Below are 13,260 nucleotides of genomic sequence, written 5' to 3'. Positions count from 1 at the left end.
ATTGAGTCCAGACCTACCGGGCGGTTATTCTCTTCTGGATCTTCACCGTCGCAGGCAACGCAGTCCTGCCCGTCAGTGTGCTCACTGCATTTGACCTCGTAGCTCTTCTCATCGATCTGGAGAACAATGACCGACTTGCAGAAGCCCGCGCCCTCCGGTGCCCCGGAGAAGCTCGACGGAGCGTTGCTGAAGATCGCCGGTGTCGTCGTTCTCGGCGCGATCATGTCGATTCTCGACGTCACCGTCGTCAGCGTGGCCTTGAGGACGTTCACCGACGTGTTCGAGACCACGTATGCCAACGCGGCCTGGACGATGACCGGTTACACCCTCGCCTTGGCCACCGTCATCCCGTTGACGGGCTGGGCTGCGGACCGTTTCGGCACCAAGCGTCTCTACATCACGGCACTGGTGCTGTTCGTTCTCGGTTCGGTGCTGTGCAGTTTCGCCTGGGACATCACGTCGTTGATCGTGTTCCGCGTACTGCAGGGCCTCGGCGGAGGCATGTTGATGCCCCTGGGCATGACGATCATGACGCGTGCCGCCGGCCCCGAACGAATCGGCCGGGTGATGGCCGTGCTCGGTGTGCCGATGCTGATCGGGCCCATCGCGGGCCCCATCCTCGGCGGGTGGCTGATCGAGGCCGCGAGCTGGCACTGGATCTTCCTCATCAACTTGCCGATCGGCATTCTCGCGCTGATCGCCGCAATCGTGATCTTTCCGAGAGACAATCCGACCCCGTCGGAATCGTTCGACTTCCGCGGCATGCTGATGCTCTCGCCCGGTCTGGCCCTGTTTCTCTACGGTGCGTCGTCGGTCGTCGAAACCGAGACCGTACTGGCCGTCAAGGTGCTGGTTCCGGTCATCGTGGGCCTGGTGCTGATCGTGTTGTTCGTCTTCCACGCTCTGCGCGTCGAGCATCCGTTGATCGACCTGAGGCTCTTCCGGAACCGTTCACTCACCGTCGCAGTCATCACGACCACCTTCTTCATGGTCGCGTTCATGGGCGCAGGGTTGCTGTTTCCCAGCTACTTTCTGCTCCGCGGCGAGTCCACACTGTCGGCCGGGCTGCTTCTCGCACCGCAGGGTATCGGCGCGATGATAGCCATGCCGATCGCCGGAGTGATCGCGGACAAGACCGGTCCAGGACGAATCGTGCTGATGGGCATGGTCCTCATCACCGCAGGCATGGCGGTGTTCACCCAGGTCGGCACCAGCACGTCGTACACGTTGTTGATCGGAGCCTTGTTCGTCATGGGGCTGGGGCTCGGCTCGACGATGATGCCCATCATGACTGCTGCGCTGCAGACGTTGACGAACGAAACAGTCGCTCGCGGTTCGACATTGATGAACATCGTCCAGCAGGCCGCCGGATCGATCGGAACCGCGTTGATGTCGGTGGTGTTGACCGCGCAGCAGAAGCCGACGCTGACGGCTTCGAGCCAGCTCGAAGCATTCGACATCTCGGCGCGCGCGTTCGGGACCACCTTCATGGTCGCGTTGGTGCTCATCGTCATCACGTTCGTGCCCGCGTTCTTCCTGCCCCGAACCAAGCACGTTTCTCAGGAATCCGCGCCGCCGATCGTGATGCACTGACGCGCCCGGAACCGACAAACCTCGCTCGAGCGGCGAATCTAGGCAAGGATCAGGGCGTGACGACAATTCTTGCGGTAGCGAACCAGAAGGGCGGCGTGGCCAAGACCACTACGGTCGCCTCGCTGGCAGCCGCGCTGCACGCACTCGACCGACGCGTTCTGGTGGTCGATCTCGACCCGCAGGGATGCCTGACGTTCTCGCTCGGTCACAACCCGGACAAGCTCGACTCGTCGGTGCACGAGGTATTGACCGGGGACGCACAGGTCGAGGACGTGCTGATCGAGACGGCGGAGGGGATCGTGCTGTTGCCCGCCACGATCGACCTCGCGGGTGCGGAGGCGCTGTTGCTCATGCGCGCCGGTCGCGAGTTCGCACTCAAGCGTGCTCTGGCACCGATTCTGCAGGATTTCGACGTGGTCGTCATCGATTGCCCACCCTCGCTCGGTGTTCTCACGCTGAACGGTCTCACGGCCGCGCAATCGGTTCTGGTCCCGCTCCAGTGTGAGACGCTCGCTCACCGCGGCGTCGGACAACTACTGCGGACGGTGTCCGAGGTGCAGCAGATCACCAACCCCGACCTCGCACTGCTGGGTGCACTGCCCACCCTGTTCGATGCCCGTACCACCCATAGCCGAGACGTGCTCGGCGATGTTTCCGATCGGTACTCGCTGCCGGTCCTCGCTCCGCCGATCCCCAGGACGGTGCGTTTCGCGGAGGCGAGTGCATCCGGCGCAACAGTGCTGTCGGGGCGAAAGAACAAGGGCGCGCAGGCGTATCGCGAGCTGGCCGAGAACTTGTTGGCCCACTGGGAGGGCACAGCAGAACTGAAGACGTACGACCCTGCGGAGTAGCTCCTCCGATCGGCCGTCCTCGATCAACCCAGCGCGACCAGGTCGGAACCGCGCTGCTCGACGACGACATCGCCGATAACGGAGGTCTGCACCGGTCCGTCGTAGTCGCCGCGATCGATCGGAATCTCGGCAATCACCGTGCCGGTGGCGAGCTCGACCACCGCGATCGCGTCGGGCACGGGAACCAGTAGCCTGCCGGCCATGACGGCACCGCTGCCGAGGGCCCCGGGCATGGACCACGCCGGAGTCAGGTCGGTGGAGTTCAGTGCCTGCACTCCGGAGCCGGTGAACCAGGTGAACACCGAACCCTGTTTCGCTGCCGGCGAGGCGGGCGGTGCGGATGTTGGGCCGAGGCCCGCGGGGAGAGCGAACTCGGAGACGGCCGTGGCGGTGTCGTCGTAGAGCGCGATGCGCGCAGGGGCACCGTTTGCGGACGGAACATACAGCGCGACAAGGCTTCCCGTCAGAGCCAGGACGCGTCCGGATGTCGGCTCCTGCTCCGAGGTGACGAGATCCGGGACCACCGAGGATCCGTACTCCTCGGGTTCGCTCGCATCCTTGGGGGCAGGGTTGAGCAGAGACAGTCGTGCGGCCGGCTCACCCGGGCACTGTTCGAGTACCGCCGTCCGCGAATTGGACGACGTGGTGGACAGGAGCGTGCATCCGGTTCTCGGCTGAGTACCCGGGTTGACCGGAGCATCGACGCGCCCGTATTCGAGTGTGCGCACCATGTCCGAGCGCCACAGTTCCATCCGAGTGTCACCTCGCGAGGTCACGTAGGTGCCGTCGGACGAGAGGTACACCGAGTCGTCTGCGTCGGACGTGCGCTGTGCTGTGCGGACGCCGGTCGATCCGTCGAGCGTGGTCACCTGCGAGCAACCGCGGTCGTCGCGGTAGACCGAGACGGCAGTGTTCCAGGAGGCGATCACCGAGCACAGGGGTAGGTCTCGCGAGTACGACCACGCCGGGTCGCCGGAACGGGGGTCGTGGCCGACGACCGAACCGCCATCGGCGGTCACGACTGCCGAACCGGTCACGACCGGAACCGGCGTATGCGCCGAATCCGTCGCCGAACTCGGTGCCCGCCACAACTCGGACAGGGCGGCGGGCACGGAGGCGGCCGCCTCGGACGGCGCGAGTGGATTGTCGGCCGTGACAGAGGTGGTGCCCCGAGCGTCACCCGTGAGCCAAGCGACGCTCGCGGCCACGACCACCGTCACCGCGATGACTGCCGCGACGACGAGATCGGTTCTCGACCTACGTTCTGGAGCCAGCACGGCTGGAGACTACTCCGACGCGCTCGCCGTCGACGGTCCGGTCTCGGCGGACGATCCGCTCGTGCGGCGACGGCGTCGGCGACGAGGAGCGGTCTTGGTCGACGCTTCCGGTGTCGACGAATCGGTCGAATCCGACTGTGCCGCAACAGGGTTCGCGGTCGATGCAGAGGCGTTGGCCGAGTCGGTCGAGGTCGAGGCCTGGTCCCCGTCCTGTCCCGCGCGGGTGCGACGGCGGCTGCGTGAGCGGCGCGGCTTGCTCGGTGCGGACGCCTCTGCCGACGGTGCTGCGGACTCGGTGTCGGGGGCCTTGTCAGCGGCCTGCTCTGCGGCTCGCGCGGGTGCCGCCTTGCGTACGGTGCCGGTCGCATCGGTGGGGATATCGAGCTCGGCGAACAGATGCGGCGAGCTCGAGTAGGTCTCGACCGGATCCGGCATACCCAGATTCAGGGCCTTGTCGATCAGCTGCCAGCGCGGGATATCGTCCCAGTCGACGAGGGTGACGGCGATACCGGTGCGCCCTGCACGGCCGGTACGGCCGATGCGGTGGACGTAGGTCTTCTCGTCCTCGGGGCACTGGTAGTTGATGACGTGGGTGACGTCGTCGATGTCGATACCTCGGGCCGCGACGTCGGTGGCGATCAGCACGTCGATCTTGCCGGTGCGGAACGCCTTGAGAGCCTTCTCGCGTTGGACCTGTCCGAGATCTCCGTGGACCGCGCCGACCGAGTAGCCACGCTCGGCGAGCTCGTCGGAGACCTTCTGCGCGGTGCGCTTGGTGCGGGTGAACACCATCGTCGCGCCGCGGCCTTCCGCCTTGAGCACCTTGGCGACCATCTCGACCTTGTCGAGTGCGTGCGCCCGGTAGACGTGCTGGGCGGTGCGATCGTGCACGGCGGAGGACTCCGCCTCTTCGGCCCGGATGTGCGTCGGCTGCGTCAGGAACGTGCGCGCCAGCGTGATGATCGGGCCGGGCATCGTCGCGGAGAACAGCATCGTCTGACGCTTGTCGGGGACCATGCCCAGGATGCGTTCGATGTCGGGAAGGAACCCGAGGTCGAGCATCTCGTCGGCCTCGTCGAGAACCAGGACGCCGACCTTGCCGAGGATCAGGTGGTTCTGCTTGGCGAGGTCGAGTAGACGGCCGGGAGTGCCGACGACGACGTCGACGCCGTTCTGGAGCGCGCTGATCTGAGCTTCGTACGGGCGGCCGCCGTAGATGGAAAGAACCTTCACCGGGCCGTTCGCGCCGCTGAGGTACTTCGATGCATTCTCGAGGTCGGAGCTGACCTGAACACACAGCTCACGGGTCGGCACGATGATCAGCGCGCGTGGCGTGCCGTCGAGCGGGGTCGTTCCGGAATTCTCCGTGGCGAGACGATGCAGCAGAGGCACACCGAAACCGAAGGTCTTGCCCATTCCGGTCCTGGCCTGCCCGATGAGGTCGTCGCCCGCGATGGCCAGCGGAAGAGTGAGCTCCTGGATGGCGAAGGTGCGCTCGATACCCATGTCGGCGAGTGCACGAACGATGTCGGCGTCGACGTTCAACTCGGCGAACGTCGGTGGCACATGCGTGTCGTCCAGTTGGGCAGACAGGGTCGTGTCGCCGGTCTCGGATTCTTGGTCTACGACTATCTTGCTCAGGGGACTGGCCTTCCTCGTGGTCGAACGTACGCACAAGGAAGGGCACAGGCCTATTGCCGGCCGAAGTCGATGCCCTCAATCCGATGTGATGTCGCCGTCAGCCTCAGCGCGGCCGCGAACTGTGACGTTCGCTGCGGCGAAGCTCTCGAGGCGACCCGGATCAGGTGCGCACACATTATCGATGATCGCCGCATCGGCTTTCGGTCCGTGTGACAGGTCCGCGAGCAACGATCGACACCATGGTAGCTTGCCCGGCCCGATTCTCCACGGTCGACGGGTCGCGGCAGGTGTGACGCGCCCCGCGACGGGGCGTCGGACACGGGTCTACGATTCGTGGAATGGGAGCCCATTCGTCGGAGTCGTCGTCGCCCGCAGTTGCATCCACCGCCCTCGTCGGGTCGAGCGATCCGGACAGAGGGGAGCCCGCGATCGCACACGATCACCCGGGCGTTCCCGACTTGTTCGCCGTGCTCGCCTACGGCGAGATCTCTGCGTTCTACCGGTTGGCGGAGGACGCTCGAATGGCTCCGTCCATGGAAGGCCGGGTGGCGCTGGCGAGTATGGCCGCCGCCGAGATGAGTCATTTCGAGACGTTGGAACAGGCTTTGTCCAACCGTGGCCTCGACGTGTATTCGTCGATGGATCCGTTCGTGCGGGCTCTGGACGAGTACCACGCCTCCACCACGCCGTCGACCTGGTTGGAGTCGTTGGTCAAGGCATACGTGGGTGACGGAATCGCCGCTGATTTCTACCGGCAGATCGCGCACAGCCTCGCCCCCGACGTCGCGGAGATCGTCCGCGATGTCCTTGCCGAGACCGGGCACTCGGAGTTCGTCGTCCACGAGGTGTCCGAACGGGTCCGGGCGAGCTCCCAGGACAAGGCACGCCTGATGTTGTGGGGGCGTCGACTGCTCGGCGAGGCGATCACGCAGGCCCAGTTCGTGCTCGCGCAGCGCGAGTCGCTGACCGATCTCGTCATCACCGCGTCGGGCGACCTCAACGGGGTCGTCGCTCTGTTCGATCGCATGCAGGAGCAGCATGCCGAGCGGATGTCCTCGCTCGGGTTGGACTGATCGGCTCGATCGGGCACCGGGCGGGGCGGGTCCCCGCCGGTGTTCGCTGACAGCACAGGCCTGGAAGCGGCTGCGGCACGCGGGCTGCACTAGCCTGGCGAGAACAGCGTCAGTTGTCGAGAGTTCGGAGGTTGACCGTGGAGGTCAAGATCGGTGTGTCGGAGAGTTCCCGTGAGCTCGTCGTGAACAGTGCGCAGTCCCCGGCCGAGGTCGAAGCGCTCGTATCGACCGCCTTCGCAGGTAAGGACGGAGTGCTGTCGTTGGAGGACGAGAAGGGACGCAAGTTCTTGATCCAGACCGCCAAGGTGTCGTACGTCGAGATCGGCCCGTCCGATCCTCGCAAGGTCGGGTTCGCAACCACCTGAGACGGCCGGTAACACCACACGCCCCTCGTTCTTCTCGAACGAGGGGCGTGTGGCGTATGTGGGCGGGATGCCCGACCGGCTGGTTACGGAGACTGCAGCGGAACGTGCGACAGGCCGCCCCAGGCCAGTGAGACCGTGGTGTCGACGGCGTCTTCCTTGGAGATCGGCCGATCTGCTTCCAGCCAGTAGCGCGCGGTGAACTGGCTGGCACCGACGAGGCCGACGGCCAGCACTCGTGCCCGGTACGGATCGAGTCCGGAATCGTGGGCAACCAGGTCGAAGACGGCGTCGACGCATGCTTCGGTCGCCTGCTCCACGCGGGCGTTGACCTGAGGGTCACCCATCAGATCCGACTCGAAGACCAGACGGAAACCCTGGGTGTCGGTGTCGACGAAATCGTAGAACGCCAGAACCGCGGCGCGGACGCGTTGCTTGTTGTCCGTCGTCGAACGCAGAGCCTGACGAACCCCGGCGATGAGGGTGTCGACGTAGCTCTGCAGTACCGCCAGGTACAGCTCGAGTTTGCCGGGGAAGTGCTGGTAGAGAACCGGCTTGCTGACTCCGGCGCATTCGGCGATCTCGTCCATTCCCGACGCGTGATAGCCGCGGGTCACGAAGATTTCGCTCGCAGCAGCCAGCAGTTGCGCCCGACGGGCATCACGCGGCAGCCTGGCGCTGCGGCGGTTGCCGGTGGTGGCCGGACGGTCGGAGGACCTCCGGTCGTCGAGATCTGTCATCAAATATGTTCCCATCGCGTCGACAGCTGCGCTCGTCTTGGTTCGACAACGTGCGGTCCGGCGTGAACTTTCGGCGGGTGGCCTTCGGTTCGGACCGCTCGTAGCGCAGATCACGGGCAACGATACTCGTGGCCGTCGGCACCGCTGGGATCCTGGGGGATCCTTGTCGGAAACGGTCGATCTCGAATCACATCGGATGGTTTGTTTGTACGATGTTTGTCGTACCGAGAGCCCGATAGATCCGTCCCCGGTATCGGCGTGCCGAGCGGCGAGCGAGCAGGATTGTGAGATCGTGAGCGAGTGACTGACCGAGGCGAGCCGCGAATTCGCGGCGGTGTGCAGTCCGGCGGGTTCGACGAGCGGTCGGACGATCTTCCACGAGGCGTGGGTGGTCGTGGGTCGCATCAGCCCTTGCGCGCGCAGTGGGACCCGACGCAGCGCGAGGTCAAGGACCGCAGTCGCCGCCCCGAGCGTGACGTGCGTAAACAGACCAAGTTGGGAAAGTTCGCCGCCACCTACGGCTGGCGGGCGTACGCGGTACCGATTCTGATCGCCGTCACCGCGCTCGTGGTCGTCGATGCCGTTCGGGCCGGTGACCCGGTTGTCGGCACCGCCTCTCAGGGCACCTCGCAGGACCCAGGGTTCGGCACGCTGAGCTCCGATACGTCCGGAACCGGAATCATCGGGGTCCCGCCGCAGGCCGACGGCAATTTCGCGGAAACGATCTCGTCCGGTGAGCTGCCCGACGGTGGACCGTTCGCGGTGCAGGGGGCAGGCACCTGGCACACCGTCGCCGGGAGCACCGAGCAGGTCGGCCAGGGAACCGAGCGGGTGTTCACCTACACCGTCGAGGTCGAGGACGGTGTGGACACCGTCGGTTTCGGCGGCGACGAGTCGTTCGGCCGTCTGGTGGATCAGACGTTGGCCAACCCCAAGAGCTGGACCAACGACCCGCGTTTCGCGTTCCGCCGTATCGATCAGGGTGACCCGGATTTCCGGATTTCCCTGACGTCGCAGATGTCCATTCGGCAGGCGTGTGGATACGACATCCAACTCGAGGTGTCCTGCTACAACCCCGGCATCGAACGGGTCGTGCTCAACGAACCCAGATGGGTACGCGGAGCGATCTCCTTCCAGGGAGACATCGGTTCGTACCGTCAGTATCAGATCAACCACGAGGTCGGGCACGCCATCGGCTACCAGCAGCATCAGCCGTGCGAAACCGACGGCGGGCTGGCACCGGTGATGATGCAGCAGACGTTCGGAACGGCCAACGACGACATCGCGCGGCTCGACCCCGAGGGCGTCGTGCCCATGGACGGCAAGACCTGCCGGTTCAACCCGTGGCCCTATCCACGCGGGTGAGCGATCGCGGATTAGATTCGAAGGCGGCGAACGCAGTTATGTGGTCGCCCCGTCGAGTCGAGGAGAGTCGCTGAGCGTGGTCCACCTACCGCCACTGGTCGAAGCCACCGGTGAACTGACCTCCGAGGAGGTTGCCAGGTACAGCCGTCACCTGATCATTCCGGACGTCGGAACGGACGGCCAGAAGCGGTTGCGGAACGCCCGCGTGCTCGTGGTCGGAGCCGGCGGACTGGGTTCGCCTGCGCTGCTGTACCTCGCGGCCGCCGGCATCGGAACTCTGGGCATCGTGGAATTCGACGACGTCGAGCTGTCCAACCTCCAGCGACAAGTCATCCATGGGCGGTCCGACGTCGGACGACCGAAGGCCGACAGCGCACGGGACTCGATCCTCGAACTCAACGACGGCGTCACGGTGGTGCTGCACAGGGTCCGCCTCGACTCGTCCAACGCGATCGATATCTTCGGCGATTACGATCTCGTTCTCGACGGCACCGACAACTTCGCCACCCGATACCTCGTCAACGACGCGGCCGCACTGGTCGGTATCCCGTACGTGTGGGGTTCGATCTACCGGTTCGAGGGGCAGGTCTCGGTGTTCTGGGATGCAGCTCCGGGCGGCGTCGGGATCAACTATCGAGATCTGTACCCCGAGGCTCCGCCGCCGGGAATGGTGCCCTCTTGCGCCGAGGGTGGCGTCCTGGGCGTGCTCTGCGCCTCGATCGGGTCGGTGATGGTGACGGAAGCCATCAAGTTGATCACCGGAATAGGCGAGACGCTGCTGGGACGGCTGATGATCTACGACGCGTTGGCCATGAGCTACCGAACCGTCGGACTGGCCCGTGATCCGCACCGAACCCCGATCACGGAACTGATCGACTACGACGCCTTCTGCGGGGTGGTGCCGGCCGTCGAATCCGACGACGCCTCGATCAGCCCCGAGCAGCTACGGGCGATGTTGGATTCCGGACGCGAGGTCGCCTTGATCGACGTGCGTGAGCCGGTGGAGTGGGACATCGTCCGGATCGAGGGCGCTCGACTGATACCGCGCGGGCGGATTCTGTCCGGGGCGGCGTTGGCCGAACTGCCACAGCAGGTACCGATCGTTCTGTACTGCAAAACCGGCATCAGGTCCGCGGAGGTTCTCGACGCTCTCGTCGGTGCCGGTTTCACCGACGCAACCCATCTCGACGGCGGAATCGTGGAGTGGGCCAAGCAGATCGAGCCCGGCCTGCCCATCTACTGACGTGGCGGCAGGGCCGCATGCGCGCGTCGTCCGCAGAGCTCTGCCCGATCGGCGGTACCGTGGCGTTCGTGAGCTCTGTCGAACCTCCTCAGCACGTGATCTCTACGTTCGGGCTGCGCGATGTCGAGCCTGCGCCACTGGGTGCGGACTGGGACGGAGGGTGGCGTCTGGGTGACGTCGTGCTCTCGCCCGTCGCCGATCATGCTCGCGCAGCCTGGTCTGCGAAGGTGCGAGAAACACTGACTGTGGACGGTGTTCGCCTCGCTCGACCGGTGCGCTCGACCGATGGTCGATACGTCGTGTCCGGTTGGCGTGCAGATACGTTCGTCGCGGGCGAACCCGAGCCTCGCCACGACGAAGTGGTCTCGTTGTCCATGCGGTTGCACGCAGCGACCGCGCAGTTGGAACGTCCCCGCTTCTTGGTGCAGCCACCCGTCGCCCCGTGGGCCGACGTCGACGTGTTCGTCGCGGCCGACCGGGCCGCCTGGGAGGCCGTTCCGCTACGGACCGCTCGCGGTGCGGGTGCGCCGGAGCCGTCGTCGAGTGACGGCAAGAGCAGCCTCGAATTGGTCAAACAGCTTGCGACACTGCGTAAGCCCGTCGAATCGCCGGACCAATTGGTACACGGCGACCTGTTCGGGACGGTGTTGTTCTCCGGCAGCGATGCTCCGGGGATCAGCGATATCACCCCGTACTGGCGTCCGGCGTCGTGGGCTGCCGGCGTCGCCGTGGTGGACGCGCTCTCGTGGGGAGACGCCGACGACGGTCTGGTGGGCCGGTGGGACGATCTACCGGAATGGCCGCAGATGCTGTTGCGCGCGTTGATGTTTCGTCTGGCTGTGCACGCACTTCATCCGCGGTCGACGTCGGAGGCATTTCCCGGCCTCGCGCGCACGGCAGATCTGGTGCGTCTCATTCTGTAGGTTCGGGCGCGTGGCCCGGAGGGGCGGAGAGTTCGCGGAACAGCGACCGGGCGGAGGCGATTGCCCGGGCCGAATCACCGTCCACGATCGCGTCGACGAGGGCTGTGTGCTCGGCGACGTAGTCGTCGTCGTGAGCAGTGGCGTGTTCTCTGATCGTCTCGTGGATCACCGGTAGCAACGAGTCGTAGAACTCCAGGTAGATCGCGTTGTGGCTGGCGGCGACGATGCTCCGATGCAGGCGCGCGTCGATTCGTACGGCGTCGGCCAACGGCACGTCGCCGCTCGACCAGGCGACATTGCGGTTCTCGAGGGCGTCGTTCATCTCTCGGATGTCGTGCTCGTCGCGTCGATCCGCAGCCAATGCTGCTGCGGTCACCTCGAGAGTTTCCCGGAGCTCGGTGACGTCGCGATAACGGGCGTCCGAGAAGTACTTGCCCAGGGTGCCGCCGAGGTCCGAGCAGGTCATGACGAACGTTCCCGACCCCTGCCGTCGCTCGACCATGCCGGCGTGGACGAGTGCCTGAACGGCCTCACGAACCGTGTTTCGCCCGGTGCCGGTCATCTCGCACAGCTCCGGTTCGGTGGGAATTCTGCTGCCGACCGGCCATCGTTTCGACGTGATCTCGTCGCGCAGGGCTGCAGTGACCTGGGTGATCAGGCTCGATCGGTGGACCTGGCGCACGGAGGCTCCTCGTTCTGGGGGCGGTGCAGTGCTCGGGGTGCTGCGCCGACGATGATACTGCGTTGCACCCGATGATCCGGTCATCCTATGATTACGCGGTGAGTGCGCCTACCGTTTCCGAGACCACCCAGACCGGTACATCACTCGTTCGCGGCCGACTGCTGGTGTTCGCCGCCATCGTTCTTTCTGCGCTGACGCTGCGCGCCGCCGTGACGTCCATCAGCCCTCTGTTCGGCAGGATCGCAACGGATCTGCAGTTCGGGGATGCCGTCATCGGCGTCGTCGGGATGCTGCCGCCGGCGATGTTCGCCGTGTTCGGGTTGGCGACACCGCTTCTCGCCAAGCGCACCGGTCTCGAGCGCGCCGCCCTGCTCGCCATGGCGTTGACCACGATCGGGATGGCCACCCGGGCATTCGCGCCGAACACGGCGTCGTTGCTGGCGCTGTCCGCGATCGCCCTCGCCGGCATGGGTATCGGAAACGTCGTCATTCCACCTCTGGTCAAGCGGTACTTCTCGGATCGACTCGCAGTGGTCAGCACCATCTACATCTGTGCACTCCAGATCAGCACCATGATTCCGCCGCTGCTCGCGGTTCCGGTCGCCGATGCCCACGGGTGGCGGCTCTCCATCGGGGTCTGGGCGATCGTCGGTGTTGCCGCAGCATTGCCGTGGCTCGGTGTCGTGATCGCCCGACGTGGTCGCGACGAGAAGGACGTCTCTGCCGAGGCCGGTTCGGCGGCCGTGCACACCCGATCCGGCGGCCGCATCCATCGATCCTCGCTCGCGTGGGGAATGGTGATGATGTTCGCGATGACGTCGCTGATCACGTATTCGATGTTGACGTGGCTGCCGACGCTGTTGATCGACTCGGGTATCGGCGAGGGGTTGGCCGGAGCCTCGGTCGCCGCGTTCGGAGCGATGGGCCTGGTCACGTCGCTGGCCACGCCGACCCTCTGCGCAAAACTGCGCAATCCGTTCGGCCTCGTCCTGGTCGCCGCGGTGTGCTACCTCTGTGGGTTCTCCGGCTTGCACTTCTCGCCTGCCGCCGGAACGGTGATCTGGGTGTGCCTGATCGGCCTCGGCACGATGACCTTTCCGATGTCGCTGACGCTGATCAATCTCAGGACCCGCACCGCGGTGGGCTCATCCTCGCTCTCGGGCTTCACCCAGGGGCTGGGCTACGTGGTGTCGGCCACCGGCCCGATTCTGTTCGGCTTCCTGCACACCGTGTCCGGCGGTTGGGGATTGCCGCTGACGCTGCTCACCGGATGCGTTGTGATTCTGCTGGTCGGCGGCTATCTGTGCTGTCGACCTCGGATGCTCGAAGACTCCTGGTGACTCGGCTCGTCGACGCGTTCGATCTCACGTACGCGTCGACGAGCGGGTGAGAACGAGTTAATCAGCGGGTCACCGCACGCAGCGCCGCTGCAACATGGCTTTCCTATCTTGGTGTCACTCACCGAACCAGGAGGCCATACGTGACCAGCCTTTCTCGCAGCGCTTCAGCC

At 65.5% G+C, this 13,260-nt stretch carries 12 protein-coding genes; 8 read left to right on the top strand and 4 right to left on the bottom strand.

Translation table 11 applies throughout. The features are described 5' to 3' along the window. The first annotated feature begins 126 nt into the window (after positions 1 to 126). Positions 127 to 1,593 (top strand): DHA2 family efflux MFS transporter permease subunit, encoded by a 1,467-nt coding sequence (locus CH262_RS11990; protein WP_094717654.1) that lies wholly within the window; start codon positions 127 to 129, stop codon positions 1,591 to 1,593. Positions 1,594 to 1,649: 56 nt separating this feature from the next. Continuing rightward, complete coding sequence (locus tag CH262_RS11985; RefSeq protein ID WP_027496529.1) at positions 1,650 to 2,444, top strand: ParA family protein; 795 nt, start codon at positions 1,650 to 1,652, stop codon at positions 2,442 to 2,444. A gap of 23 nt (positions 2,445 to 2,467) precedes the next feature. Here CH262_RS11985 and CH262_RS11980 read toward each other — a convergent pair whose 3' ends face one another. Next, positions 2,468 to 3,721 carry an Rv3212 family protein gene (locus CH262_RS11980; protein ID WP_094622384.1) on the bottom strand — a complete coding sequence of 418 codons (1,254 nt, stop codon included), beginning with the start codon at positions 3,719 to 3,721 and terminating at the stop codon, positions 2,468 to 2,470. A gap of 9 nt (positions 3,722 to 3,730) precedes the next feature. Further along, positions 3,731 to 5,287: a DEAD/DEAH box helicase gene (locus tag CH262_RS11975; protein WP_230074291.1), complete on the bottom strand. Its 1,557-nt coding sequence runs from the start codon at positions 5,285 to 5,287 to the stop codon at positions 3,731 to 3,733. A gap of 413 nt (positions 5,288 to 5,700) precedes the next feature. On the opposite strand from CH262_RS11975, the gene CH262_RS11970 reads away from it, so the two are divergent. Together CH262_RS11970 and CH262_RS11965 are read left to right on the top strand one after the other, a co-directional pair. After that, positions 5,701 to 6,435: a ferritin-like fold-containing protein gene (locus CH262_RS11970; RefSeq protein WP_032366312.1), complete on the top strand. Its 735-nt coding sequence runs from the start codon at positions 5,701 to 5,703 to the stop codon at positions 6,433 to 6,435. 137 nt (positions 6,436 to 6,572) lie between these two features. Further along, positions 6,573 to 6,800, top strand: a complete 228-nt coding sequence (locus tag CH262_RS11965) for a DUF3107 domain-containing protein (protein WP_027496533.1) — start codon at positions 6,573 to 6,575, stop codon at positions 6,798 to 6,800. Between the two features lie 83 nt (positions 6,801 to 6,883). Here CH262_RS11965 and CH262_RS11960 read toward each other — a convergent pair whose 3' ends face one another. After that, positions 6,884 to 7,537, bottom strand: coding sequence for a TetR/AcrR family transcriptional regulator (locus CH262_RS11960; protein WP_027496534.1), 654 nt, complete (start codon positions 7,535 to 7,537; stop codon positions 6,884 to 6,886). 336 nt (positions 7,538 to 7,873) lie between these two features. Here CH262_RS11960 and CH262_RS11955 point away from each other — a divergent pair, with 336 nt between their 5' ends. The 3 genes from CH262_RS11955 (at position 7,874) to CH262_RS11945 (ending at position 11,068) form a co-directional block, all read left to right on the top strand. Next, entirely contained in the window at positions 7,874 to 8,902 is a 1,029-nt protein-coding gene (locus tag CH262_RS11955; RefSeq protein WP_370878773.1) for a DUF3152 domain-containing protein, read from the top strand. A 76-nt stretch (positions 8,903 to 8,978) separates the two neighbouring features. Beyond that, positions 8,979 to 10,145: an adenylyltransferase/sulfurtransferase MoeZ gene (gene moeZ / locus CH262_RS11950; protein ID WP_080732074.1), complete on the top strand. Its 1,167-nt coding sequence runs from the start codon at positions 8,979 to 8,981 to the stop codon at positions 10,143 to 10,145. Between the two features lie 68 nt (positions 10,146 to 10,213). Further along, entirely contained in the window at positions 10,214 to 11,068 is an 855-nt protein-coding gene (locus tag CH262_RS11945) for a TIGR02569 family protein (RefSeq protein WP_027496537.1), read from the top strand. Here the strand turns inward: CH262_RS11945 and CH262_RS11940 are convergent. Further along, a complete protein-coding gene (locus tag CH262_RS11940) occupies positions 11,058 to 11,750 on the bottom strand; it encodes a FadR/GntR family transcriptional regulator (protein ID WP_027496538.1) in 693 nt (230 codons plus the stop codon). The two genes, CH262_RS11945 and CH262_RS11940, sit on opposite strands and share 11 nt — an antisense overlap. A 98-nt stretch (positions 11,751 to 11,848) precedes the next feature. On the opposite strand from CH262_RS11940, the gene CH262_RS11935 reads away from it, so the two are divergent. Beyond that, positions 11,849 to 13,090, top strand: coding sequence for an MFS transporter (locus tag CH262_RS11935; RefSeq protein ID WP_027496539.1), 1,242 nt, complete (start codon positions 11,849 to 11,851; stop codon positions 13,088 to 13,090). The last annotated feature ends 170 nt before the right edge of the window (positions 13,091 to 13,260 follow it).

The sequence above is a fragment of the Rhodococcus sp. 05-2255-1e genome, assembly GCF_002259025.1.
GTDB lineage: Bacteria > Actinomycetota > Actinomycetes > Mycobacteriales > Mycobacteriaceae > Rhodococcoides > Rhodococcoides fascians.
The sequence above is the reverse complement of the archived record's forward strand: the minus strand, read 5'-3'. Positions and strand labels throughout refer to the sequence as shown.